The 25,080-nt window shown below is 71.1% G+C and carries 24 protein-coding genes; 12 read left to right on the top strand and 12 right to left on the bottom strand.

The genetic code is table 11. From position 1 onward, the window contains the following. Positions 1-26: 26 nt before the first annotated feature. The 9 genes from OG352_RS15430 to OG352_RS15390 all read right to left on the bottom strand — a co-directional run bounded on the left by OG352_RS15430 (position 27) and on the right by OG352_RS15390 (position 13,367). A complete protein-coding gene (locus tag OG352_RS15430) occupies positions 27-1,361 on the bottom strand; it encodes an MFS transporter (RefSeq protein WP_329217523.1) in 1,335 nt (444 codons plus the stop codon). After that, the gene (locus OG352_RS15425; RefSeq protein WP_329217522.1) at positions 1,358-2,173 is read right to left on the bottom strand and encodes a thioesterase domain-containing protein; all 816 of its coding nucleotides are present in this window, start codon (positions 2,171-2,173) and stop codon (positions 1,358-1,360) included. The genes OG352_RS15430 and OG352_RS15425 overlap by 4 nt, the downstream gene beginning before the upstream one ends. Next, a complete protein-coding gene (locus OG352_RS15420; RefSeq protein WP_329217521.1) occupies positions 2,170-4,623 on the bottom strand; it encodes a non-ribosomal peptide synthetase in 2,454 nt (817 codons plus the stop codon). The genes OG352_RS15425 and OG352_RS15420 overlap by 4 nt, the downstream gene beginning before the upstream one ends. Next, positions 4,620-6,062 carry a serine hydroxymethyltransferase gene (gene glyA, locus OG352_RS15415; protein WP_329217520.1) on the bottom strand — a complete coding sequence of 481 codons (1,443 nt, stop codon included), beginning with the start codon at positions 6,060-6,062 and terminating at the stop codon, positions 4,620-4,622. Before glyA ends, OG352_RS15420 begins: the two co-directional genes overlap by 4 nt. Next, positions 6,055-9,240: a non-ribosomal peptide synthetase gene (locus tag OG352_RS15410; RefSeq protein ID WP_329217519.1), complete on the bottom strand. Its 3,186-nt coding sequence runs from the start codon at positions 9,238-9,240 to the stop codon at positions 6,055-6,057. The genes glyA and OG352_RS15410 overlap by 8 nt, the downstream gene beginning before the upstream one ends. Next, a complete protein-coding gene (locus OG352_RS15405) occupies positions 9,237-10,346 on the bottom strand; it encodes a pyridoxal phosphate-dependent aminotransferase (RefSeq protein WP_329217518.1) in 1,110 nt (369 codons plus the stop codon). Before OG352_RS15405 ends, OG352_RS15410 begins: the two co-directional genes overlap by 4 nt. Continuing rightward, complete coding sequence (gene dapF / locus OG352_RS15400) at positions 10,343-11,374, bottom strand: diaminopimelate epimerase (RefSeq protein WP_329217517.1); 1,032 nt, start codon at positions 11,372-11,374, stop codon at positions 10,343-10,345. Before dapF ends, OG352_RS15405 begins: the two co-directional genes overlap by 4 nt. A gap of 138 nt (positions 11,375-11,512) precedes the next feature. Beyond that, positions 11,513-12,229 (bottom strand): 2OG-Fe dioxygenase family protein, encoded by a 717-nt coding sequence (locus tag OG352_RS15395; RefSeq protein ID WP_329217515.1) that lies wholly within the window; start codon positions 12,227-12,229, stop codon positions 11,513-11,515. Between the two features lie 91 nt (positions 12,230-12,320). Beyond that, positions 12,321-13,367 (bottom strand): iron-containing redox enzyme family protein, encoded by a 1,047-nt coding sequence (locus tag OG352_RS15390; protein ID WP_329217514.1) that lies wholly within the window; start codon positions 13,365-13,367, stop codon positions 12,321-12,323. 792 nt (positions 13,368-14,159) lie between these two features. On the opposite strand from OG352_RS15390, the gene OG352_RS15385 reads away from it, so the two are divergent. From OG352_RS15385 to OG352_RS15335, 11 genes are all read left to right on the top strand, one after another. Continuing rightward, a complete protein-coding gene (locus tag OG352_RS15385; protein ID WP_329217513.1) occupies positions 14,160-14,825 on the top strand; it encodes a pyridoxamine 5'-phosphate oxidase family protein in 666 nt (221 codons plus the stop codon). A gap of 495 nt (positions 14,826-15,320) precedes the next feature. Then, complete coding sequence (locus tag OG352_RS15380) at positions 15,321-15,983, top strand: hypothetical protein (protein ID WP_329217512.1); 663 nt, start codon at positions 15,321-15,323, stop codon at positions 15,981-15,983. Between the two features lie 6 nt (positions 15,984-15,989). Next, positions 15,990-17,072 carry an SRPBCC family protein gene (locus OG352_RS15375; RefSeq protein WP_329217510.1) on the top strand — a complete coding sequence of 361 codons (1,083 nt, stop codon included), beginning with the start codon at positions 15,990-15,992 and terminating at the stop codon, positions 17,070-17,072. A gap of 5 nt (positions 17,073-17,077) precedes the next feature. Then, positions 17,078-17,575, top strand: a complete 498-nt coding sequence (gvpJ, locus tag OG352_RS15370; protein WP_329217508.1) for a gas vesicle protein GvpJ — start codon at positions 17,078-17,080, stop codon at positions 17,573-17,575. An 8-nt stretch (positions 17,576-17,583) separates the two neighbouring features. Then, positions 17,584-18,387, top strand: a complete 804-nt coding sequence (locus OG352_RS15365; RefSeq protein ID WP_329217507.1) for a GvpL/GvpF family gas vesicle protein — start codon at positions 17,584-17,586, stop codon at positions 18,385-18,387. Positions 18,388-18,389: 2 nt separating this feature from the next. Further along, positions 18,390-18,641 (top strand): c-type cytochrome biogenesis protein CcmI, encoded by a 252-nt coding sequence (gene ccmI / locus OG352_RS15360; protein ID WP_329217506.1) that lies wholly within the window; start codon positions 18,390-18,392, stop codon positions 18,639-18,641. 117 nt (positions 18,642-18,758) lie between these two features. Further along, entirely contained in the window at positions 18,759-19,208 is a 450-nt protein-coding gene (locus OG352_RS15355) for a gas vesicle protein GvpO (RefSeq protein ID WP_329217504.1), read from the top strand. A 2-nt stretch (positions 19,209-19,210) separates the two neighbouring features. Next, on the top strand, positions 19,211-19,705 hold the full coding sequence (locus OG352_RS15350) for a gas vesicle protein (RefSeq protein ID WP_329217503.1): 495 nt from the start codon (positions 19,211-19,213) through the stop codon (positions 19,703-19,705). Then, on the top strand, positions 19,702-20,502 hold the full coding sequence (locus OG352_RS15345; protein ID WP_329217502.1) for a GvpL/GvpF family gas vesicle protein: 801 nt from the start codon (positions 19,702-19,704) through the stop codon (positions 20,500-20,502). Before OG352_RS15350 ends, OG352_RS15345 begins: the two co-directional genes overlap by 4 nt. Then, on the top strand, positions 20,499-20,744 hold the full coding sequence (locus OG352_RS15340; RefSeq protein WP_329217500.1) for a gas vesicle protein: 246 nt from the start codon (positions 20,499-20,501) through the stop codon (positions 20,742-20,744). The genes OG352_RS15345 and OG352_RS15340 overlap by 4 nt, the downstream gene beginning before the upstream one ends. Before the next feature lie 164 nt (positions 20,745-20,908). Continuing rightward, the gene (locus OG352_RS15335; RefSeq protein ID WP_329217499.1) at positions 20,909-21,166 is read left to right on the top strand and encodes a gas vesicle protein K; all 258 of its coding nucleotides are present in this window, start codon (positions 20,909-20,911) and stop codon (positions 21,164-21,166) included. Positions 21,167-21,256: 90 nt separating this feature from the next. Here the strand turns inward: OG352_RS15335 and OG352_RS15330 are convergent, their stop codons facing one another. Further along, on the bottom strand, positions 21,257-22,135 hold the full coding sequence (locus OG352_RS15330; RefSeq protein WP_443072279.1) for a Rieske 2Fe-2S domain-containing protein: 879 nt from the start codon (positions 22,133-22,135) through the stop codon (positions 21,257-21,259). 102 nt (positions 22,136-22,237) lie between these two features. Continuing rightward, complete coding sequence (locus OG352_RS15325; RefSeq protein ID WP_329217497.1) at positions 22,238-23,467, bottom strand: PP2C family protein-serine/threonine phosphatase; 1,230 nt, start codon at positions 23,465-23,467, stop codon at positions 22,238-22,240. Positions 23,468-23,633: 166 nt separating this feature from the next. On the opposite strand from OG352_RS15325, the gene OG352_RS15320 reads away from it, so the two are divergent. Continuing rightward, positions 23,634-23,786 (top strand): hypothetical protein, encoded by a 153-nt coding sequence (locus OG352_RS15320; RefSeq protein WP_329217496.1) that lies wholly within the window; start codon positions 23,634-23,636, stop codon positions 23,784-23,786. Between the two features lie 54 nt (positions 23,787-23,840). Here OG352_RS15320 and OG352_RS15315 read toward each other — a convergent pair whose 3' ends face one another. Then, positions 23,841-24,947: a YaaC family protein gene (locus tag OG352_RS15315; RefSeq protein WP_443072278.1), complete on the bottom strand. Its 1,107-nt coding sequence runs from the start codon at positions 24,945-24,947 to the stop codon at positions 23,841-23,843. Positions 24,948-25,080 lie beyond the last annotated feature (133 nt).

Genomic DNA, 25,080 nt, shown 5'->3' with positions numbered 1-25,080 from the left:
CGGAGTGTCACCTTTCTGCAACTCGCCTACCCGGGACCCGGCGTGCCCGTGAGGGCGCCGTCCTCGGGCCCCGTCGGCATGGCGCGGAGGCGGCCGACCGGGGACAGGATGATCGGGACGAGCATCGCGGCGGAGATCACGCCCGCGATCCACAGGGCGCCGTGCAGTCCGGCCAGGGCCGCCAGCAGGCCGCCCACGGGGCCGCCGAGCGCGCCGCCGCCGTACAGGAGCATGCGCATCGCGGCTGTCATCCGGCCCATCAGGTGCTGCGGGGTGATGGTCTGGCGCAGGCTCACGATGAGGACGTTCGAGACGCTGGTGCCGAAGTACTCCAGGAAGAACGAGGCGACGAAGAAGATCATGAGCAGCCAGCTCGGACCGGCCGCCACCGGGATCAGCAGCGGGCCGAGGAAGATGACCGAGACCGACACCTGGTAGGCGCGGCCCACCGTCAGCCGGCGCACCACCATGCCGGACACCAGCGCGCCCAGCAGACCGCCCACGGCCGCCGCGCCCATGACGAAGCCGACCGCGGCGGCCGACAGGTCCTTGTCGCGCACGGCGTACAGCAGGAACAGCGACTGCACCATGGTGAGCAGGAAGTTGCAGGAGCAGCCGACGAGTCCGATCGCGCGCAGCCACCGGTTGCCGAACACCCAGCGCAGGCCCTCGGCGAGCTCGGCGCGCAGCGGCCGTTTGTCGCGGGGGGCCTGCGGGGCCGGTTCGGGGGTTCTGATGAGGAGGAGGGAGACCACCGACACGGCGTACGAGAAGGCGTTGGCGGTCATCGCGAAGGGCGCCGAGAACGCGCTCACCAGCGTGCCGGCCACGCCCGGACCGGCGATGTCCGCCGACGACAGCGTGGCGTTGAGCTTGGTGTTGGCCTCCAGCAGACTGCGCCGGTCCTTCACCAGCACCGGGACGTACGACATCCAGCTCACGTCGAAGAGCACCGTCGCCACCCCGACGCCCAGCGCCAGCACGTACAGCAGCGGGAGCGTCAGCAGGTCGTAGTGGTAGAGGACCGGGACCAGGCCGATCAGCACCATCCGGGCCAGGTTGGCGCCCAGCATCACCGGCCGCTTGCGGACCCGGTCCACCCACACGCCGAAGAGCAGCGCCAGCCCCAGGAACGGGACCAACTGGGCGAACCGCAGCAGGCCGAGCTGCTCCGCGCCCACGTCGAAGACCAGGACGGCGGTGAGCGGCAGCGCCAGGGCGGTGATCTGGGTGCCGTACAGGGAGAGCGCCTCGCCCGTCCAGAACACCATGAAGTCCCGGTGGTGCCACAGCGAGCGGGGCGGTGGGCCGTCCGGCTCGGCCGTGGCGACCGCCTCGGGGTGGGTGCCGTGCTCCGTCATGCCGGCGTCGCCTCTCGTAGGGCCTGGTCGACGATGCGGCTGAGGGCGGCGAGGCCGGGCTCCTGCCACACGGAGTGGTGGTCGCCGGGCACGGTGTGTTCGGTCAGCCGGCTCAGGTGGGGGTGCCAGTCCAGCAGGCGTTCCGTCGACCGCGCGGCCTTGATCAGGATCGTGGGGCCGTCGTGGTCCGACGTCAGGGAGTGCTGCCGCAGGGCCCTGACATGGGTGCTGAAGAGGGCGTAGCGCTCCAGCAGGAACTCCGCGTCGAACTCCTCGGGCACGGCGCCGTCGTGCTCCACCGCGGCGAAGATCTCGGCCGGTTCCGCCTCCGGCCGCATGCCCGCGAGGGCCTTGTCGATGCCGGGTGCCCGGTCGCTCGTCACGCCGAGGAAGTCGTACAGGAAGTAGCGGGCGAGCTGGTCCTCGGGCGGCACGGACTGCGTGCCGGGCAGGGCCGCGTCGACGATGACGAGCAGGGGTACGTCTTCTCCCGCGGCGGTCAGCAGGCGTGCCATCTCGTAGGCGACGACCCCGCCGAGCGACCAGCCGAGCAACTGGTACGGGCCGTGCGGGCGGACCGTGCGCAGGGCGGCCGTGTGCCGGTCGGCCAGCTCCTGGATGGAGCGCGCGGGCTCGGAGACACCGTCGAAACCGGGTGCCTCGAAGCCGAACACCGGGCGTTCGGCGTCGAGTTGGTGCGTCATGCCCGCGTAGCAGTAGGGCGAGCCGGAGACCGGGTGGACGCAGTGGAGCGGGGGCAGGGCGCCTGTTTCGCGGAGGGGGACGATGCTGTCGACGGAGGGTTCGGTCACTGCTCCGGTGCTCCGTTCGTGGTCGGTACGGACTGGGCGAGCCGCTCGTCGATGACGGAGGCGATGCCGCTGACGGTGCTGTCGCCGTACAGCAGCCGGACGCTGACCCGCACCCCGAAGTGCTTGTTGAGGCGGGTGACGGCGCGCATGGCCTGGAGTGAGTTGCCGCCGACCGCGAAGAAGCTGCTGTCCGCGCCGACTCGGGACACGGACAGCACGGTGGCGAAGACCTCGGCCACCGTCCGCTCGGTCGGCGTGACCGGCGTCGTGTACGACCGGTCCGGCTCGCCGACGGCCGCCGGCGGGGCGGGCAGCGCCCTGCGGTCGACCTTGCCGTTCGGCGTCAACGGCAGCTCTTCCAGGACGAGTACGGTACTCGGCACCATGAAGCGGGGCAGCGACCGTGCGGCATGCTCACCGACCGCCTCCGGCTTCACGGCCCCGCCCGCCACCGGGACGACATGGGCGACCAGCCGGGTGTCGCCCGACCCGTCGGGGTGCGCGGTGACGACCGCCTCCCGGACGGTGTCGTGGGCCCGCAGGACGGCCTCGATCTCGCCGAGTTCGATGCGCAGACCGCGCACCTTGACCTGGAAGTCGGACCTGCCCAGCAGCTCGATCAGGCCGTCGGGGCCGTAGCGGGCCACATCGCCGGTCCGGTAGAGGCGCTCGTCCCGCACCTCGCCGCAGGACCAGGTGAAGAACCGCTCCGCCGTCTGCTCGGGCCGGCCGAGGTAGTCCCGGGCGAGCCCGATGCCCGCCAGGTGGAGTTCGCCGGGGACGCCCGGCGGCACCGGCCGGCGAGCCTCGTCGAGGATGTAGGTGCGCTGGTTGGCCATGGGGCGCCCGTACGGGACGCTCGTCCAGCGCGGGTCGGTCTCCCGTACCTCGTAGAGGGTGGAGTGGATGGACGACTCGGTGGCTCCGCCGAGGGCGACGAAGCGCAGGGCGGGGGCCACCGCGCGGGCCCGGTCGGGCAGCGACACGGGGATCCAGTCGCCGCCGAGCAGAGCCAGCCGCAGATCGCCGAGCGGCTGCGCGCCGACGCCGTCCAGGTGGCTGACGACCAGGTCGAGGAGGGCGGGGGCCGAGTTCCAGACGGTGACCCGGTGGGCGGCCAGCAGCTCCGCCCAGTGCTCGGGGTCCTTGGCCCGCTCCGGTTCCGGCAGGATCACGGTGCCGCCGGCGGTCGTCAGCCCGAGGAACTCGTACACCGACATGTCGAAGCTGGGCGAGGACAGCGCGAGGACCCGGTCGCAAGGGCCCACGCCGTAACGGGAGTTGAGGTCAGCGATGTTGTTCATCACCCCGCGGTGGCGCAGGGCGATCGGCTTGGGCGCGCCGGTCGAGCCCGAGGTGTGGATGACGTAGGCGAGGTCGTCGGGGGTGGCGCCGCCCTGCGGGTTGTGGGCCGGGCGGGCGGCGAGGAGGGCCTCGTCGCGGTCGAGGAGCACCACCGGGCCGCCCGGCGCGGTGTCCGGCAGGGGCAGGCCGGCGGCCGGTCCGCTGCGGGTGACGACCGCCGTGCACGAACTGCCGGTCATCATCGCGGCGAGACGCTGCTCGGGGTAGTCGGGGTCGAGCGGTACGTACGCGCCGCCCGCCTTGAGCACTCCGAGGACGGCGACCAGCAGGTCGGGGGAGCGTTCCAGGCAGATGCCGACCCGCCGGTCGGGGCCGATGCCCAGGTCGCGCAGATGGTGGGCGAGCCGGTTCGCCGCCTCGTTGACCTCGCGGTACGTCCATGTTCGCCGGCCGCTGCCGCCCCTGACCAGTGCGAGGGCGGCCGGCGACGCGGCGGCGCGGGCCTCGAACGCGGTGTGCAGGCACACGTCGTGCGGGAGGTCCGTGCCGGTGGCGTTCCACTCGACGAGCATGCGGTGCAGCTCGGCCTCCGGGAGCAGACGCAGCCCGGAGACCGGACGGTCCGGGGCGGCCAGCGCGTCGTCCAGCAGGGTGCGGTAGCAGGCCAGCAGCCGGACCATGGTGTCGTGGTCGAACAGGGCGGGCGCGTACCGCAGTTCGGCGGTGCGCGGGTGGTCGTCGTCGGCGTGCGGCGGGTGCAGGACGAGTTCGAACTCGTCGGGGTGGGCGGGGTCCGTGGCCGCCGCCGCCCGGTAGGTGGTGGCGGTGGCGGTGGCGCGGGCCAGTTCGGTGAGGGTCTCCGACGCCTTGACGGCGCAGGTCAGGTGTACCGCGCCCGTCTCGGGTGTGCGGGCGGCGAAGGTGAACTCGGGCTGGCCCGTCCAGCGGTGCAGCAGCGCGGTGAACGCGGCCAGGAGCAGGTCGTCCGGGGCGGTGCGGGCCGAGGGGCCGAGCCGCACCCGGACGGTGGCGGTGCGGTCCGGGGCGGCTTCGGGCAGCCGTGGCCGGTCGGCCGGCAGTAGCGCGGGAGGCGTGGGGCGGCGACCGGCCGGGGAGGGGGCGTGGGGAGACGCGTTCAGGGTCAAGGCCGCTCTCCTGGGGCGAGGTCGGGGACGTCGTCGGGAACGGCGGCCGCGAAGGGCAGCGGGTGGGCGCGGCACAGGGCGGCCACCTCGGCCCGTACCCGGTCGCGGACCGCCGGGTCGGTGCGGTACTCGGTGTCCGTGCGGACGGTGGTGGCGGTGAGCACCTCGTGCAGGAGACCGGCGCAGACCCGCATCTCGGCGGGCCCCATGCCCCGCTGCGCCAGCACGTTCGTGCCCAGCCGCAGGCCGCCGGCGACGAGCGGCGGTTTGACGTCGCCGGGGATGCGGTTGCGGTTCGTGAGGATGCCGCAGTCCTCCAGGGCCCGTTCGGCGACGACACCGGTCATGCCGCGTACGGCCATGTCCAGCAGCACCATGTGGTTGTCGGTGCCGCCGGTCAGCACCCGGTGGCCGAGCGCCGCCAGGTCGCCGGCGAGCGCCGCGGCGTCGTCGACGACCAGCCGCATGGTCTCCTTGAACGCCGGTTCCGCCACCGACTTGAGCGCATGCGCCTTCGCCGCGATCGCCGCCGGGCTCGGAGTGCCCTGCGACTGCGGGAACACCGCCCGCTGCATCAGCCGGTCCAGCGGGGTACGGCCGTCGGGGCCGGGGGTGCGGTGTTCCCGGCCGATGAGGATCAACCCCCCGCGCGGGCCGCCCAGTTGCTTGTACGTGCTGGTGGTGGTGACGTGGGCGAGGTCGATGGGGCTGGGGTGTTCGCCCGCGGCCACCAGGCCGGCGATGTGCGAGACGTCGGCCACGAGGAAGGCCCCGACGGAGTCCGCGATCGCCCGGAACCGGGCGAAGTCGAGCATCCGCGGATAGGCGCTGGCCCCCGCGATGAGCACCGTGGGGCGGTGCAGCCGGGCCAGTTCGGCCGCCTGGTCGTAGTCGACGAACCCCCGTTCGTCCAGGCCGTAGTGGACGGCCCGGTAGTGGCGCCCGGTGACCGAGGCGGCGGACCCGTGGGTGAGATGGCCCCCTGAGTCCAGGTCGAGGGCGAGCAGGACGCCGCCCGGGGGCAGTAACGCGGCCAGCACGGCCTGGTTCGCCGAGGAGCAGGAGTGCGGCTGGACGTTGGCGTAGCGGGCGCCGAAGGCATGCCGGGCCCGGTCGGCGGCCAGCCGCTCCACCACGTCGAACCGGCCCGCGCCGGGGTGGTAGCGGGCCCCCGGATAGCCCTCGGCCGTCACGTTCGACAGGGCGGCGCCGCCCGTGGCCAGCACCGACGGGCTCGCGGCACTGGAGGACGCCACCATCGCCAGCGTCGCCGTCTGCTCCTCCACCTCCCGGTCGAGCAGCACGGCCAGCTCGGGATCGGTCCGGTTCAGCAGCTCCGCCCCACGGCGCAGGAGCAGGGCCTGCGCGGAGCCGGTAACGGCAGGGGCGTCGTTGTGTCTGCGGGTCGGGGTCGTCGTGGCCGACGGGGCCTCAAGCATGTGTACCCGCCGCCTTCTTGGCCTCGGTCAGGGTGTCGACGGCCGTGGCGATGGTGGCGACCGTGGCACCGCCGTACAGCAGACGGACGTTGACCTTGACGCCGAAGTGCTTGTTCAGCCGGCTCACCACGCGCATCGCCTGGAGCGAGTTGCCCCCCAGCTCGAAGAAGCTGCCGTCGGCTCCGATCTGCGGCATGGACAGCACGGCGCCGAAGACCTCGGCCACCTTCTCCTCCGTCGCGGTCGCCGGGGCGACGAAACTCGCCTCGCCGTCGGCCGCCGCGGACACCGGAGCGGGCAGCGCGCCGCGGTTGATCTTGCGGGCCGGGGTCAGCGGGAACTCCGTCAGCTCCACCCAGGCCGTGGGCACCATGTACTCGGGCATCGTGCGGCCCAGGTGCTCCCGCAGCTCGGCCACGGTCGGCGAGGTGTCGCCGAGCACCGTGTAGTAGGCGACGAGCTGCTTCTCCCCGCCGTCCTCCCGCAGCAGGACCAGGGCCATCCGGATCCTCGGGTGCGTCAGCAGCCCCGACTCGATCTCCCCGAGCTCGATCCGCAGGCCGCGCAGCTTCACCTGGTTGTCCAGGCGGCCGATGAAGTCGATCTGCAGATCACGCGTCCAGCGCACCAGGTCACCCGTGCGGTAGACCCGGCCCTCGCCCAGGAACGGGTCGGGCACGAACTTCTCGTCCGTCATCTCCGGCAGGTTCAGATAGCCGCGGGCCAGCCCCTCGTCGCCGCCGATCAGCAGCTCGCCCGGCACGCCGACCGGCACGAGGTTGAACTCCTTGTCGACCACGTAGTGCAGCCGGCTGAACTCGGGCCGGCCGATGGGCGGCGACGACTGCCATTCCCGGTGCTCGCACAGGTACTCGGTGGTCGCGACCGACGCCTCGGTGGGCCCGTAGAGGTTCACGAACTTGCGGCCCGGCAGGTTCCACTTGTTGACCAGCTCGGCCGGCAGGGCCTCCGCGCCGCCCATGATGTACTTCAGGTCCGGGTACGGCCCCGCCTCCACCACGGACAGGATCGCGGGCGACAGACCGGCGTACGTGACCCGCTGATCCCGGATCAGACCGCCCAGGGACTCCGGCGACGAGGCGTCCTCCGGCGCCACCAGCACCATCGCCGAGCCGCTGATCAGACCGGCGAAGATCTCGCCCTGCGACATGTCGAAGGTCAGCGCCGGCAGTTGCAGCAGCCGGTCGGTGTGGTCCCACTCGCCGAAGCTGCGCCGGTACGCCTCGATGAACATGCGCAGACCGCGCTGCTCGATCATCACGCCCTTGGGCCGCCCGGTCGACCCCGAGGTGTAGAGGACGTACACCAGGGAGGTCGGCTCCGCCCACTCCGCCAGCGGGACGTCGTCCGGCTGCGCCTCGACGACGTCCCAGTCGGCGTCGATGCGCAGGCTCTCCCAGCCGCACGAGTCCGGCAGGTCCCCGAGCGCCGCTTCCCGCGTGATGACCAGCGGGGTCGCGGTGTCCCGCAGCATGTGGTCCAGCCGGGCGTCGGGGTGCGACGGGTCGATGATCGTGTACGCGGCGCCGGACACCATGACGCCCAGGATCGCCACCAGCGCGTCCAGATCGCGGTCCATCGCGATGGCCACGACCTGCTCGCGCTCCACGCCCCGGGAACGGATGTGGCGCGCGAGTTTGCCGGCCCGCCGCATCAGCTCGCCGTACGTCAGCTCCACGCCGCGGCAGACCGCCGCGACCAGCTCCGGATGCTCCTCGGCGATCCGGGCGATCGTCGCGTGCACCGGCTCCGTCGGATAGTCGAAGTCGGCTCCGCGCCCCACCGCGAGCAGTTCCTCGCGCTCCGCCCCGGACAGCAGCGGCAGCGCCGAGACCGGGGTGTCCGGGGCGTCCGCCGCAGCCGTCAGCACCGTCTGGAAGTGCGCGATCAGGGCCTCGACGCGCCAGCGGTCGTACAGGTCGGTCGCGAACTCGACGACCAGGCGCAGCCGTTCGGCGCCCTCGACGAAACTGAACGACAGGTCGAACCGGGAGCGGGTGCCGGACACCGCGACCGTCTCGGCCGTCAGGCCCGCCAGTTGGAACGCGTCGCCGGTGGTCGTCTCGCCGAGCAGTTGGCAGGCGATCTGGAACAGCGGGTTGCGGCCCGCGTCCCGGACCGGCTGTACCCGGTCCACGACATGGTCGAACGGCACGTCCTGGTTGTCGTACATGTCGAGGTTGGCGTCGGTGATGCGCTCCAGCAGCTCGGCGAAGGTGACGCCGCCGGACAGGTCGGAGCGCAGCACCGTCATGTTGATGAACAGGCCGACGACGTCCTCGAGTTCGGGGTCGGTACGGCCGAGCATCGGCACCCCGAGGGCGATGTCGTCCTGGCCGCTGTACCGGCTCAGTACGACGTTCAGCGCCGCGGCGACCACCATGTACAGCGACGCGCCCCGCTCGTGCGCCAACGCGCGTGCCTTGGTGAGGAGTTCGGCGGGGAAGTCGACGACGAAGGTCTCGCCGCCCTGCGTGGGCTCGGCCGGTCGCAGCCGGTCGGCGGGCAGTTCGAGCGCTTCGAGTCCGGCCAGCCGCTCCTGCCAGTACTTGAGCTCCTCCTCCCAGACGCCCTCGGCCCGCTGCTGCCGCTGCCCCTTGACGTGGTCGTCGTAGCCGACCGTCAGCTCCGGGAGTTCGGGGGTGCGGCCGGCGGCGAGATCCCCGTAGGCCTGGGATATCTCGCGGCTGATCACGCCGCCGGACCAGCCGTCGGTGACGATGTGGTGGAAGCCGAGGCAGAGCACGTGCTCCTCGGCGGCCAGCCGGAGCAGCCGGAACCGGGACACGGGCCCCGCGGCGAGGTCGAACGGGGTGTCGGCCTCGGTCTGGAGCGCGGTGCCCAGCGCGCGCTCCGCCTCCTCGGGGGCCAGTCCGGAGAGGTCCTGGAGCGGCAGCGGACGGTGCTGGACCGGGGAGACGACCTGGTAGGGGACGCCGTCCGCCGAGTGGAAGGTCACCCGCAACTGCTCGTGGCGCGCCACCAGCACGTTGAGGGACTGCTCCAGCGCGGGCACGTCCAGCGGGCCGCGCAGCCGGTAGGCCTGGATGACGTTGTAGGTGGTCTCCCCGGGACTCATCTGGTCCAGGAACCACAACTGCTCCTGCCCGAAGGACAGTTGGATACGTGACTCGGCGGCGGGGAGCGAGGCGCTCATCGTCGGACTCCTATCGGCTGTTCAAGGGAGTTGGGCCTCAGTACGGTCTCCACGCGGCGCAGGCCTTCGGTCACCGCCTCGGGAGAGCGGGCGAAACAGACGCGGAAACCGTCGCTGGCGCCGAGCGTCTCGCCGGGCATGAGCAGGACGCCCAGGTCCAGCGCCCGGCGGCACATGGTCAAGGGTTGCTCGCCGGTGCCGAGCCAGAGCCAGGCGAACGGGGTGCCCTCCGGTTCCACGAGGGTCACCGCGTCCGCGTTGCGCCGGGCGAACTCCCTGACGAGGGACAGCCCTTGACCGGTGAGCTCGTGATAGGACCGCAGATGGCGGTCGCGGTCGGCCAGCACCTCGCGGGCCAGCGTCTCGCACAGCACCGAGTTGGAGATGGTGGACAGGAACTTGCGCTCGGCGCAGCCCTCGACCACGGCCGGCGGACCGTACAGCCAGCCCACCCGCAGCCCCGGGAACCCGTACACCTTGGACAGACTGGACACGGAGATCACCCGGCCGCCGTCGTCGAGCGCGGCGGACCGGGACAGGTCGAGCGCGTACTCCTCGTCGAGCAGCAGATGGGCGCCCGTCCGCGAGGCGAGGGCGCGCAGTGCGCGCAGGTCGCGCTCAGCGATGCGCCGACCGGTCGGGTTGCAGGGGCTGTTGGCCACGATCAGTTTCACGTCGGGCCCGGCGACCGCCTCGGCGGCCTCGACGTCGAAACTCAGGTCGGGGCGGAACCCGACGAGATCGACCTCGCAGCCCAGCGCGGCCGGCACGTCCCAGGACTGCTGCCAGCCCGGCCGGAAGCCGATCACCCGGTCGCCGGGGGCCAGCAGTGTCGCGTACACGAGGTAGAGGGCCTGCTGGGCGCCCTGGGTGATGAGGACCGACTCGGGCCGTCCGCCGTACAGTCCGGCCACCGCCTCGCGCAGTGAGCCCAGGCCGTGGTCGTGGCCGTAGTCCAGTTCCAGACCGGCGGGGAGGGTGAGGTCGTCGAGGAGGCCGGGGAGCATGTTGCTGTCGCCGAGGTCGATGTCGAAGCGCCCCGCGGCGTCCTCGAACACCCACCGCTGCATCGGATAGTCGCGTGAGCGCTCGGCGGACGTGGTCACCGGGCCACCGCCGCTCTCGCCGCTGTCTCCGTAGCCGTAGCCGTGGCCGTGGCCGTGGCCGTAGCCGTTTCCGTCTCCGTCGCGCTTCGAACGGTCGGCGTCGCCGGTCGGTCGAGATGGTCGAGTTGGTCGAGCCCGTGGAGCCGGTCGAGTCGGGCGCGCAGCGCGGGTGCGAACGTGCCGACGGCCACCTGCTCGGCGTCGCCGGTCATGGTGACCCGGCCGTCCGCCCCCACGGTGATCTCCACGCCGCCCCCCGGCATCCGGACCTCCACCCGCTCGTCGCACAGCCCGAGTTCACGCGCGGCGGACGCCGCGGCACAGGCGCCGGCGCCGGACGCCGTCACATAGCCGGCGCCGCGCTCGAAGACCTCGAGCTCCATCACGTTCCGGTCCACCATGCGCGCGAACTGCACATTGGTGGCCTGCGGGAAGCGGGGGTGCCGGGCGATCCTCGGGCCGAGCAGACGGGCCAGCCGTGGGGTCGGCTCGTCCACCAGGACCACGGTATGCGGGTTGCCGTTGTACACACAGGTGACGATCAGCCGTTCCCCGTCGACCGTCAGCGGGACGGACACCGCCCGGCCGCGGTACGGGGTGCCGTCCTCGGCGAGCAGCGGCAGATCGGCGCCGTCGAAGCTCGGGCGGCCCATGCCGACCCGCACACGCCCCGCGGCGGCGTCGAGGATCCGTACCGGGCACTCGCCCGCGGTCGTGCGCAGGGTGAACTCCCGGCCGTCCCGCGACTCGCCGCCCGGCTCCTGCGCGGCCAGGTGCAGGGCGAACATCCGCAGGCCGTTGCCGCTGCGGCCGCAGTCGGAGCCGTCGGCGTTGTACAGGGCGAGCGGCACGGGCACGCCGGCCCGGGGCTGCTCCAGCGGCCCGTACAGCACACCGTCAGCCCCGATGCCCCGGTGCCGGTCGCAGACCAGCCGGATCGCCTCGGGGCTCACGGCGAAGTCGGTGTGGCGGGGATCGATCACCAGGTAGTCGTTGCCCGCCGCCTGGTACTTGAAGAAGTCGGTCATGGCTGATCTCCCTCCGCTGCTGGGCGCGGCGGAGCGCCGGGGCGTCGTGACCGCCCCGGGGCTCCACCGCGTTCCGGTTCCGCTTCTCGGCCGAGACCCGGTTCTCGTTCTGGTTCTGGTTCTCGGCGAGAGCGGGTGCTACTTCGCGGTCTCGGTCTCGAGCGTGTTCTCGGTCTGGGAGAGGGCGGCGGCGTCGTGCTCCTCGCCGTACCACTTCTCCGCCCACCGCGAGAACGCGATGATGACGATGTCCCGGTGGCCCGGACCGCCGTCGCCGGACAGCACGTCGGTGACGTCGTGGGCGAGCGCCCGGTCGTCCAGCAGGACCGCCCGCCCCGGTTCGAGCGTGCCGGACCAGAAGGGCGCGTCGGCCCCGGGGTGCCACAGACGGGTGGTGCCGCCCGCCGCGTTCACCTTGTTGAGGATCGCGATCATGACGAACTCGTGCCCGTCGTGGTGCACGCCCTCCGGGGTGAGCGGGCCGGGCTTGCCGCCGTCGGCCCGGGTGCGGTTCTGGTGGACGTTGATCTGCCAGTCCTCGGACCGGTCGAGGCCGAGTTCCCGGATGCCGGCCTCGATCAGCGGGGTGAAGTCCACCTTGATCGGCTCGTAGACGCGGCGGATGCCGCCGCCGACCGAGTTGAACTTCTTGTACGTCGTGTAGTCGCGGTGCGCGAGCCGGTCGAACGACCAGGCGTTCTCGCCCTGCGGGCTCAGCCGGTACTGGGAGAAGCGTTTGAAGCGGGTGCCGTTGCCCATGTACTCGTCGACCGGGCAGTCGTCGTAACTGGGCAGGATGTCGGCCGAGACATCCGGCAGGTCGATGATGACGAACCCTTCACTGCCAAGCGGCATGTCTGTCCTCCAGACGAAGTGGGAGTGGACGGAGTGAGGCGGACGGAGTTGGGTGGAAGGAGTGAGGTGAAAGGAGTGAGGTGGTGGGACGTCAGACGGCGGCGGACGGCATGCGCTCGTCCAGGTACGCGGCGGAGGAGTTGAGCCGCCACAGGATGCCGCGGGCGATGGCGCGGCGCATGTACGCCGACTCGGCGGCGGGCAGCACCACGTTGTGGAACCAGCCCTGCGCGTGCTGGGAGTCGATGGTGATGTGCAGCCGGTGGTAGGTGATCCCCACCTCCGGCAGCCCGAGGCGCTCCCAGGCGTGCACGACCTGGACGAACCGGTCCGGCGCCATCCATTCGGTCATCCCCAGGAAGCCCACGGCCTCCGGGTACAGCGAGCGGTGGCGGCACAGCATGACCGCGAGGTTCCCGTTGAGCAGCGAGGTGGCGGTGAGCGAGCGCTCCAGCTCCTCCTCCGAGATCTCGAACACCTCGAAGATCTTGTTGAAGAGGGTGGTGTGGACCTCGGCGGGCTTGCCGTTGCCCATCTCGTCCCAGAAGTTGGAGGCGATCTCCATCTTGGCCTCGCCGGCGGTGCCCACCTGCATCAGCGCGAGCAGGTCGTCGAAGCGGCCGTCGACCACCGACTCCTGCATCACGTAGTTGCGCAGGTCGCTCTCGGTCGCCGTGTTGCGGATGAACTCGTGGTAGTAGGGGTGCTTGTACACCCGGTGCCCACGGGCCATCTGCTTCAGCCAGGACAGGTACTCCCGCGGTTCCGCGGGCGCCTCGTCGAGCAGTCCCGGATCGATGAGCCGGTCCTGCGCCTCGGCGGTGGCGGTCTCCAGCAGCCGGCCTATCTCGTACACGACGACGGAGCCCTCGGCGGTCTCGCCCAGCGGGATCTTGGTGTAGAGCTGGTAGATCCGGTCGAGCAGGTACTGCTGCGCGTACAGGGCGCTCTTGTCGCCCGTGGCTGCCGCTCTGTTCATGTCGGCGACCTCGCCCAGGATGCGGTCCCGCTCGTCGCCCGACAGGACGGAGTCGACCTTCCCGGGTGCGGAACCGAGCCATGAGCCGATCGTGTCCACGGTGGCCAGGAACGGGTCGCCGGTTGCCGCCCGACCCTTGGAACTGCCGACTTGTGGCATGAGTTTTCCCCCTACGGATTCACTTGGATTCATTCACAGGACGAATGGAATGTCGTCGTCAAGTTATTAGCCGTCGCCCGAAAGTCGGTGCCTGAGGCCGGCGCCGGAAGCCGACGCCAGATGTCAGCGCCAGATGTCAGCGCCGGAAGGCGGCTCCGGGCGGCAGTGGACGCCAGTTCGCGGTCCCGACCGCTTTCGGTCGGCAGATCTTGCGGTCGGTCCGACGGCATGGTTCCGGAACGCCCTCCCCCTGTTTGTCAGCGTGCCGTGAACGTGACTCCGGCCTGCCGTTCCTGATACGGGGAGTGCCCGACAGAACGGAGACACAAGACGTGATCCGGCCTTTGTTCCCGGCCCCTCTGTGTCGACGGAGCCCGGACGGGCGGCAGGCCTCGGCCATTCCGCGGGGGCCTCTCTGGATGAAGCCTGTATACCGTCTGGATGGCTGCGACCCGGCCGGGCCGGTGCCATGGTGACGTGTGGTGAAGAGCCAGGGAGCCGGCAGCCGCTGACGATCTGTTTGCTTTTCGTTCGACTTGTCACGAGGGTGGAGTGCGGCATTCCGTAATCTTCGGAAGGGCCGGAAGGGACCGAAAGGGAGTTGTCATCAGGGTGAATTACCATCGAGGTGAACGTGAAATGCAGGAGATGCTCGGTCGGTCGGCCGAGGCCGACCGATCTTCCCGAGTGATCCGGAGCGGCCTGACGGAGGTTCTCGCGGCCTTTGTCGGAATGCAGACTCTGGCGGTAATCGGATCGGCGGATTCCGACGGCCTGATCTGGGCTTCGGCCGTGACAGGTCCGCCGGGATTCGCAAAGGGCACCGGCCCGCATTCGCTCTCCTTGGCCCTGGACCGGGAGCGACTGCCGCTGCCTCTGTCCCTGAGACTCGGGGACGGACCATTCGAGATCGGTCTGCTCTTTCCCGACGGGCGCACGCGGCTGCGGCTCAGGGTCAACGGAATCGCCCGCTCCACCGCGCGGGGGATTGCGATCGAAACGGCCCAGGTCTTCACCAACTGCCCGGGGCGACTGCGCCGCCGCACCGGCCCGGCCCGCCCTCCCCTCGCCTGCGGACCGACCTCCTCCGGCGAGTCGCTCACCCCGGACCAGCGGGCCTGGATCACGGCGGCGGACACGTTCTTCATCGCCACGGCCTCGGACACGGGCGCCGCCGACGCCAGTCACCGGGGCGGCGAGCCCGGCTTCGTCGAGGTGCTGTCATCGACCGAGCTGATGTGGCCGGAATACCCCGGCAACTCGATGCTCATGACCCTCGGCAACCTCGCCCTCAACCCACGCGCCGGCGCGCTGTTCGTCGACGAGCACAGCGGCGCGACACTCCAACTCACCGGCACCGCCCGCGTCCGGCTGGTGGGCGGTGCCGGTGAGCCGAGGGTTCGGTTCGAGATCACGCGGGTGGTGCAGAGGGGGCGGGGGTGGGGGCGGACTGCGTGACGAGGGCGGGCACGACAAAAGCCCATGCACGGCCCGTGCGGGGCTGAGCAGGGGGCTCTGGTCATTCCGTGGTGTTCGGCGGGGGCTTCGAGGCCGCGGAACGCGGCGTAATGGGTGGCACCCAGGCCGAGGGCGACGACGTCGGCCGCCGCGGAGCGTCACCGTTCGCCCACGCCAAGAAAACCCGTCCTCCATGGCGCTGGTGCTGGTGTGCATTGACCAGGGCTCAAGCGTGGAAGGGCTTGCCCGCCGGCCCCCGCGATCACACGCAGGAAGACCACCACCCTGTCGGGCCCAAGTGTTACAAATGTGACCAATGCTGAATAATGGTATATAAGTGCCGCCTCCTGTGGGTAGGGGCCGGGAGGCGGCAGGACGAGATCCGGGACGCCTCGGGAAGACCTCGCGCAGAACGTGGCCAGAGTCTGAAACGATCCGACGCGAGTGCGGGGTCTCCGGCAGTGCATCGATTCGATGCAGGAGGAGACAGAGATCATGAAGAACGGCCAGGTAGCACTAGCCCTCGCCGGCGGCTACTTCCTCGGGCGCTCGCACAAGATGCGGTGGGCGCTGGCGCTTGCGGGCGCGGCGGCGGGCAGTCGCCTCCGTCCTGGCGGCGGCGGGGCGGGGACGAAACTCCTGAAGTCCCCCGAGATCAACAAGCTCACGCAGAGTCTGCGCGACGAGGTGCTGTCGGCGGGCAAGGCCGCCGCCGTGGCCGCCGCCGGCAATCGCATCGACTCGCTGAGTGACCGGATGCAACGACGAGCCTCGTCGCTCCGCACCGGACCGGAGGCGGAGGAGCAGCCCGAGAACGAAGAGCCCCGCGACGAGGAGGAAGAGCCTCGCGACGAGGAGGAAGAGCCTCGCGACGAGGAGGAAGAGCCTCGCGACGAGGACGAGGACGAAGAGGAAGAGGAGCCCGGCGAGGAGGAAGAGCCGGCCGAGGCCGGACAGCGGGAGAGGAGGCGCCCGGCGCGGAGTCGGGCCCCCAGCGCCAAGGGCCGTACGAGGGCGCCGTCCACTTCCGCCGCGGACAGGAAGAAGACGAGCGGCAGCAGCAGCAAGAGCGCGAGCCGGAAGACCGCCAGTAGTCGCAGGACCGCGAGTTCCGGGTCGTCCGGGGGTGGCGGGACCGCACGGCGAGGCCGAGGGTGATGACGTATGACTGAACGATCGGACGGTCAGACTTCGGGCGGCCTGGGCACGTTGACCAGAGAACTGCCTACCGACCGCTTCCTGGCGGAAGCGCAGAACCTCCTCGCCGCCCTCGGAGAGCGAGCGGTCGCCAATGTGACCGACAAGGTCGAGGATCTGGCTCACGGCGGGGGACTGGGCGGCGGTCTCGGGCCCAAAGTGGCGCTCGCGGGGGGCAAACACCTTCTGTCCGAGGGCGCCTCGCAGTTGAAGTCCGCCGTCGGCGGCGGCATTTCCCAGGTGACGGAGAAGGCCAAGGAGACGGTTTCCGGTGGCCTGGGCGGCGGTGACGGCGACAAGAAGAACAAGAAGATCACGGTCGTCAACATCGTCGAACAGATCGACGTGGGTCTTCCGGTCTCCGACGCCTACAACCAGTGGACGCAGTTCGAGGACTTCCCCGGCTTCATGAAGAAGGTGGAGGACGTCGAGCAGGAATCCGAGACGGAGACGAACTGGAAGGCGCAGATCTTCCTCTCGCACCGCAAGTGGAAGGCGACCGTCATCGAGCAGGCGCCGGACGAGCTGATCGTCTGGGAGTCGAAGGGCGACAAGGGCCATGTCGACGGGGCGGTGACCTTCCATGAGGTCGGGCCGCGCCTCACCAGGATCCTGCTGGTTCTGCAGTACTACCCGCAGGGCATGTTCGAGCGGACCGGGAACCTCTGGCGTGCCCAGGGCCGCAGGGCCCGGCTCGAACTGAAGCACTTCCGCCGGCACGCGATGAGCCAGGTACTTCTGCACCCCGAGGAGGTCGAGGGGTGGCGGGGCGAGGTGCGCGACGGCGAGGTGGTGCGCAGCGATGAGGAGGTGCGCGACCAGGAGACGGCGGACGAGGAAGAGCAGGGCGAGGAGCAGCCCGAGGAGCAGCCCGAGGACGCGTACGACGAGGCGGCGGAAGGGGAGGAAGGAGAGCCGCGCGACGAGGAGGAAGAGGAACCCGAGGAAGAGGAACCCGCGGCGGAGGACGAGGAACCTGAGGAAGACGAACCCGAGGACGAGGAACCGGCCGGCCATCGGCGCAGGCGGTCCTCGGCGAAGGCGAGGTGAGCGTGATGACCGTCGCCGGCCAACGCAACCGTTACCTGGACCGGCCCTCCTCGGGCGGTCTGGTCGAGGTGATCGACCTGATCCTTGACAAGGGTCTGGTCATCGACATCTACGTCCGGGTGTCACTGGTGGGCATCGAGCTGCTGACCATCGACGCCCGCATAGTGATCGCCAGCGTCGACACGTATCTGCGCTTCGCGGAGGCGGTGAACCGTCTCGACCTCGCCCGCAGCGGAACCGAGACGCGTGGCCTGCCCGGGATCATGGACGAGATCCACGAGGGGGGCGCCGAGCACAAGACGAAGGGTGTCCTGGAGGGGGCGAAGGACAAGGCCCAGGAGATCCTCGGCGGGCGCGACGAGGACGAGGAGGAGCAGCCCGAGGACGAAGAGGGTGCGTACGACGAAGAGGGCGAGGAAGAGGACGAGGAGCAGTTGGAGCCGGCGGAGACGAAGCCCCGACGCACCTCGCGCACCGCCGGTCGTAAGGGACGCGACCGATGACGGGGGCCATGACGGGGGCCGCATCGCAAACGCCCGGGGCGGAGAGCGGCCGGTACGTCTACGGAGTCGTCCGGGGGTCCGCAGCCACCACGGTGGTGGAGGGGCTGCCTGCGGTGGGGAGTGCCGACGCCAGGGTGACCCACGTCAGGCATCGCGGCATCGCGGCCGTCGTGAGTGCGGTGTCCGCCGACCGGCCGCTGGGGACGCCGGACGACCTGCGCGCCCACGCTCAGGTGCTGGACTCGCTCGCGGCCGCGGCCGCGACGGTACTGCCCTTCCGGTTCGGGACGGTGCTTCCCGATGAGAACGCGGTGACCGATGAGCTGCTGGCGGGCGGCTACGACGACTTCGTGACCGCTCTCGACCGGCTGGAAGGTTCCGCCCAGTTCACACTCAAGGCCCGGTACGTACAGGACGAAGTGCTGCGGGAGGTGCTCGCCGAGCGGCCGGAGGCCCAGCGGCTGCGGGACGAGCTGAACGGCATGCCCGAGGAGGCCGGTTACTACCGGAGGATCCAGCTCGGTCAACTCGTGGCCGAGGCGATCGCGGACAAACGGGACAGCGACGCCGTGGAGATCGACCGCTGTCTGGCACCGCTCTCGGTCGCCGTGACACCGGACGAACCGGCTGCCGCCGACGCGGTCGCGGATGTCTCCTTCCTGGTCGAGCGGGAGCGGCGTCCGGCCTTCGAGCAGGCGGCGGAGGACCTCGCCCGGCGCTGGCACGGCCGGATCCGGCTGCGCCTGCTCGGGCCGGTGGCTCCGTACGCCTTCGTGACCGAGGCGATGGCCGGCTTCGAGGAAAGGCGTTAGCGATGGGACTCTTCACCGGACTGCTGACCCTGCCGCTCGCGCCGGTCCGCGGCGTGGCGTGGATCGCTGAGCGGGTGCACGAGGAGGCGAACCGGGAGTTCGCTGATCCCGTGGTCATCCGTCAGCGGCTGGAGGAAGTCCAGGAATCGCGGGAGAGCGGCGAGATCACGGAGGAGGAGGCGGCGGACCTGGAGGAGGAATACGTTCGCCGTCTGATGGAGGCGGGGCCTCCGAGCGGCGGCCTGGAGGTGTGAGCCATGCCCGGGACAGGACGCGACCGCCCCGTGCCCGAGGAGTCAGCGCCACGGCGCCGGGCCCACGAACGGGCGGCCCCGGAGCGCCACGCGACGAGCCACGGGACGAGCCACGGGATGAGTCAGGGGACGAGCCACGGGACGAAGAGCGGGACGCCCCGGCGGTCCCGCCCGAAGGATGACGAAGGTGAGGCGGACGAGTCGCGAAGCCGTCGGCGCGCGCCCGAGCCGCAGTCACGCGAGCCGCAGTCACGCGAGCCGCAGTCACGCGAGCCGGAGGCACGCGAGCCGGAGTCACGTCGGCGCCCGGGCGTCACCGCGCGCAAGGCCGCCCGGTACGCGGCGCAGCATGTGCAGGAACTCACCGGCGAACCGGCCGAGGGCGTGACCTCCCTGGAGCGCAGCGAGGACGGCTGGGAGGTGGGCATCGAGGTCGTCGAGACGCACCGGATACCCGACTCCACCGACATCCTCGCCGTCTACCGCGTCGAGGTGGACGGCGAGGGAGAACTCGTCTCGTACCACCGCGACCGCCGGTACTACCGGGGAAGGGCGGATGACCAGTGACGATGAGCCAGGGTCCGGGCTGGGCCGGTTCGAGCAGGGGCGGCCTGAGCCCCGCGCGCCGTCCTGCCCCCTCCGAACCGGCGAACCTGGCCGACATCCTGGAGCGCGTGCTCGACAAGGGCATCGTCATCGCGGGTGACATCCGGATCAACCTGCTGGACATCGAACTGCTCACGATCAAGATCCGGCTGGTCATCGCTTCCGTCGACCGTGCCCGGGAGATGGGCATCGACTGGTGGGAGCACGATCCGACCCTGTCGGTGGGCAAGCGGGACGTGGTCGAGGAGAACGAGCGCCTGCGCCGCCGTATCGGTGAGCTGGAGGCCGGACGCCGCTCGCCTCCCGAAGCGGCCGGACCCGGGACCGCCGAGCCCTGGCAGGAGGAGTCCCGGCAGAAGGAGTCCCGGCGGGAGGAGCCGCGGCCCCGGCATGAGGAGCCGCGACGGCGTCCACCGGATCGGCGGCGTTCCGAGGGCGATAGGGAGCCAGGGCCATGAACGGCGCGTCGGCCGCCTGGCTCTATGCCGTGGCGTCCGGGAAGAGGCCCGGTCTTCCGGCCGGCCTGAAGGGCGTCGCGGGCGAGCCCGTGCGCATCGTCGAGGGCGCGGGGCTCTCGGCCGTCGTCGGGTCGGTGCCGCTGAGTGACTTCGGGGAGGAGGAACTCGGCGCCCACCTGGAGGATCTGGCCTGGCTGGAGGCGGCTGTCCGCGCTCACCACCGGGTGATCGACACGGCGGCCCGCGGCGGATGTGTCGTCCCGCTGCGTTTCGCGACCGTCTACCACGACGACGCACGGATCCGTTTCCTTCTGGACGAGCGGCGAGCCGACTTCGATTCCGCGCTGGACCTGCTGGCCGGCCGCACCGAGTGGGGCGTGAAGGCGTACGCGGATCCGCAGGCGTTCGTCGCGGACCCCCCTGGCGACCGGACCAGCGCCCGGACCAGCGAACAGGACAGCCCTGGCACCGCCTATCTGCTGCGCCGGAGAGAGCAGCGGAGAGGACGGGAGACCGCGCACCTGCGTGCGGCGGAGTGCGCGGAAGCGATCCACGCGGCCCTCGCCGAGCTGGCCGTGAGGACGGCGGAGCATCCGCCGCAGGACGCACGGCTCGCCGAGTACGAGGGATGGATGCTCCTCAACAACTCCTATCTGGTGCCCGACTCCCGCGCGCGGGAGTTCGCCGCCGCGGTGGCCTCCCTCGAACTGCGGTTCCCGGAGATCCGGCTGGAACTCAGCGGCCCCTGGCCGGCGTACTCCTTCACCGGGAGCGGCGACAGCGGACGGAAGGGATGAGCGCCGTGCTCGACGAACAGCCCGCGCGCAGGACCGCACCCGCGCTCGACTCCCGGCGGATCGCGCTGGTGGACCTGCTCGACCGGGTGCTGGCCGGAGGTGTGGTGATCACCGGTGAGGTGACCTTGTGCATCGCCGACGTCGACCTGGTCCGCATCTCGTTGCGCGCGCTGGTGGCTTCGGTCCGCTCTGAGTGGGACTCCGGTGTCGGGAGCCTCGACGCCGAGGAGACGGTCCGATGACCGGCCACCGCCCTGCTGAGCGTCGCCCACGGCGGAACGGTGAGCCGGTTGTGTGGCGGACGCGGCACTACAGGCGGTACGGGAGGGCGGCGGCGGCCGCCCCCGCGGGGGAAACCCGTCGGACCCGCACCGGCAGAGCCCCGCTCCCGACGCGGCGCGTCACGATGGATCCGGAGTCGGTGGAACGCGGTCTGGCGGGCCTGGTGCTCACCGTCGTCGAGCTGCTGCGTCAGTTGATGGAGCGGCAGGCGCTGCGCCGCGTGGACGAGGGTGGTCTCAGCGACGATCAGGTGGAACAGCTCGGACTGACCCTGATGGCGCTGGAAGACCGGATGGCCGAGTTGCGTGAGCACTTCGGCCTGTCCGAGGACGATCTGAACATCGACCTCGGACCGCTCGGGCCCCTGTTGCGGCGGGACTGACCCACGCCGACGTACTCCCACCGCTACGGGTGGGCGCGCGCGGCACGGGGGCCATCAGGCGGATGTGGGTCACCGACAGGCGGACGTGGGTCACCGGGGCGGCGTCATACGTACCTCGACCTGGCCGTCGGCGGTGACGCGGCTGTCGAAGGCGGGCTGCGGGGCCGTCGCCGGGCCGCTGAGGTTGGCGCCGTCGGAGAGCCGGAACAGGCTGCCGTGCCAGGGGCACTCGACGCACCCGGCGAGGACCTTGCCCTCCGACAGGGGTCCGGACAGGTGACTGCAGCGGTCGGCCAGGGCGTGCACCTGGTCCGCCTCGCCGTCGGGTGCCGGGACGACGACCACCAGCACAGGGACCTCGCCGGCCATGCGGCGGACCGGCTCCCCGGCGGGGAACCCGGTCAGCGCGCCCACCCGGTGCCAGCCGGGCTCGACCAGCAGCGGCACCGCCTCGGCATGGTTGACGCCCGCGGCCTGACGGTATGCGAGATGGCCGCCGAGGATGCCGCCGACCGTGGCGACGGTGAGCCCGGTGAAGCCGAGCGCGCGTCCGAGGACCGGGCGGCCTTTCAGCCGGGCGGCGAGCGAGCCCGCGTACACGGAGACGGCCGTGATGTTGGCGGCGGCGTGCACCAGGCCCACACGGGCCTGCGGCGGCCGCTGCTCGGCCCAGTCCACCCACCCGGCCAGCGCCGCCGGCCCGGCACCGGCCAGGCCTAGGGCGACCATCAGGCGGGCCGCACGGCTCTGGCCGGGCACCAGGTCGAGCACCGCCGCCGATGTCCAGGCCCCGATGGGCACCTGCACCAGCGCCGGATGCAGCGGGTGGCCGAGCCACCGCCCCCGCAGGACGTCTCGCCCCTTTCCCAGCGGCAGGGACCGCACGGCCCACCGCACCCCGCCGACGGCCCCGTCCAGCCACTCCAGTCGCTCTACGGCGTCCAGCGCGGCCGCCAGGGGCGGGGCCACCGAAGCATGACGGGAACCGGGACTCTGCAATGTCCGCGCAAGCCTCATGCGGTCCGGGTTTCCCTGCCCGAACGTGCCAAACCGGAAGTCGAGCGCCGCGGGTCAGAGACGCAGGACGATCAGGGCGGTGTCGTCGGTGTTGCCGGTGGAGGGAAGGAGTTCGGCCAGGAGGACGTCGGCGAGGGTCTCGGGGGCGGCGTGCCGATGGTGGGTGAGGGAGTCGGCGAGGCGGCCCAGGCCGGTGTCGATGTCCTCGTCGCGGCGCTCGATCAAGCCGTCGGTGTACAGAACGAGGGTGTCGCCTTCGGCGAAGGGAGTGCGGGCCTGAGGGCGGGGGAGGTGTTCGGGGCGGGCGACGAGAGGGGGATCGGTGGCCTGGTCGAGGAAGACGACGGTGCCGTCGAGGCGCACGAGAGCAGGCGGCGGGTGGCCGGCGCAGCTGTAGGTGATGGTGTGACTGTCCCAGTCGATGAAGGTCGTCACGACGGTCGTCGCCTCGGCGCCGTCGACGAAGCGGGCGTACAGGCCGAGCGCCTCCACAGCCTGGGCCGGGCCGTCGGCGACCCGGCAGGCCGCGCTCAGGGCACTGCGCAACTGCCCCATGACACCGGCGGCCGCGAGGCCGTGCCCCACCACGTCGCCGACGGCGACCGCGAGGTTGTCGCCGGGCAGGTCGACCAGGTCGTACCAGTCGCCGCACACGTTCAGCGCGCCGACGGCGGGCCGGTAGCGCACGGCTGCCTCGTGCGGTCCGGTCGGGCCGGGCGCCGGCAGCATCGCCGCCTGCAGGGCCAGCGCGACCTCGCGTTCGCGGGCGTGCGCCTGGCGCAGCCGTTCGTTGACCTGCTGCAGCTCGCGGGCTCGCGTGTACAGCTCTGCCTCCAGCACGCGCGCCCGGCTGTCGCCGTTCGGGCCGCCGCGCGCGTGGAAGAGTTCGGTGACCTCCTCCACCCGGTGCACGACCAGCGCCACCCGCCCGTCGGAGCCGAGGACGGGCGCGTTCACCGGGCTCCAGTAGTGCTCCCGCCATACGCCGGGCCGCTGGGGATCCTCGATGTCGTAGCGGAGCAGCGCCATCGTGTCCCGTTCGCCCGTGGCCACCACCCGCAGCATCGACGCCCGGGTCTCCCGCATGCCGGCCGCGGCCGGGTCGTTCGGGTTCTCGGGGAAGACGTCGAAGATGTAGCGGCCCAGCAACTGCTCGAGGGTGCGCCCGGCCAGCCGCAGGAAGTCGTCGTTGGCGTCGGCGTACACCAGATCGGGAGTGAGCAGCGCCACCATGCCGGGGAGGGCCCGGAAGACCGCCGTGTAGTCGATCTGCGGTTTCCTCATGTCCTGCCCGTCTGCCTCGGTCGAGCGTCACTGTGCTGTCCCACGATACGAGTGTGAACGCGGCAGGGCCCGGACACCGCGGCCTTCTGACCCGGCGCGTTCCCGTGGGGCGTCGAATCGCCGGCGTCGTCGCGACGGGGGTCGTCATGCCGTACGCCGAGGAACTGTGGCGCTGTCCGCGGACCCGGTCCACGACGTACGGCACGGCGCAAGGCACAGGACGGCCGTGCTGCTGGCCATCTACGCCGGGTGCATCTCCGGGCAGCTGCGCGACCTCGGACAGCGGATCCTGGCGCGCGGAGACCTACCCGAAGTTTGACATGCGAGGATTTCCGCCGGCCTCAATGCGGGCCGGCGGAACTGGTGGACGGGGTCAGGCCGTCACCTCGGCGATGGCGGCGAGGATCAACTCAGGCACGGCCGCGAGAGCGCTGTCCAGCAGATATTCGATCGCTACAGCGTCTTTGCTGCGGTTGACATCGATTTGCGCTGTCCACTGTCCCGGTTGATAGCGAGCGAGCATCGAAAGTGCGAACAGTACTGCCCACCAGGCCAGCAACGGGTGAAGCTGACGGTCGTCACCGCCGAACCGCGCGTGGATCACTCGCGCGGAATCGGTCAAGCTACGCCCCTTCCAGGGGGCTATTTCTTCAAATCGACGCTTCGCGACCCCCTCGCCGTAATCCTCCCATTCGTAACCCCATTCGAGGCCGTGCGCGTATGTCTCGGCGTCTTCGATCTGCCATGTGAGCCGACAGCCGATGGTGCCTTGCCTCTCATCCCGGCTCTCCGGCCCGCTCTCGGGAATGGCACCTCTCGACCAGAAGCGATAACCCCTCAACGCTGGATAGTCAGCAAGCCACGTGCGCACGGCCTGTTCACGGTCACTCGGGTCCTTATGCCGCTGAAGCTCGCCGGGCAAGCCGGAGACCATGGCCTCCAGGGTGTTGGGAGTCACCTGGCGAGTCGCACGGCTGATCGGAAGCTGCGGACGGGATGGCGACTGCAAGGGCCAGAGGCTGACCTCCAAGATTGCGGCCCACACGTCAGCGAGCCGGGTTTCTTCAGGTAGAGATCGCGACCCGAGCATCGCCGCAACCTGCGTGAATGACTCAGCGCCCGCCTTACCCTTGTCCTTGATGATCACGGAGCCCAGGCCGGGCTGATCCATATGGGTGGCAGATATGCCATGGCCGTTCAAGCGGCACTTGTCCAAGGGGACGGGGGCGCACGCCGCGATGGCCCTGCCTGCCTGGCTCAGGCCGTAGAAGAGCATGAGGGGCTGGGAAGCCGGCCCAACCGAGGCTGCTGCGGTGAACAGCTGCTCAGACTGCTCCAGTGCCGCACTGAACAACTTCTGGCGCGAGCCGCTGCCGGCGTAGCCGGGTGGGGCTGCGCGGAGCTCCCGTAGGGCCCGCCACACTGCTGGCGTCGGGGGATGGGACTGGTCACGGTATGTCGGGTACGGCCTGCGAACCATCGCCCCATCCTGCCAGCGCGCAGTGCCGTTCCTGCGGCGTTTCCCTCGCTCGGTGGGCTGTGACGTCACCGCCTATTCACCGCAGCCACCCGCAGAAACCCGGTGACAGCCGGACAGCGTCGGACTCTCCCCA

Source organism: Streptomyces sp. NBC_01485 (genome assembly GCF_036227125.1).
Classification (GTDB): Bacteria; Actinomycetota; Actinomycetes; order Streptomycetales; family Streptomycetaceae; genus Streptomyces.
The sequence above is the reverse complement of the archived record's forward strand: the minus strand, read 5'-3'. Positions and strand labels throughout refer to the sequence as shown.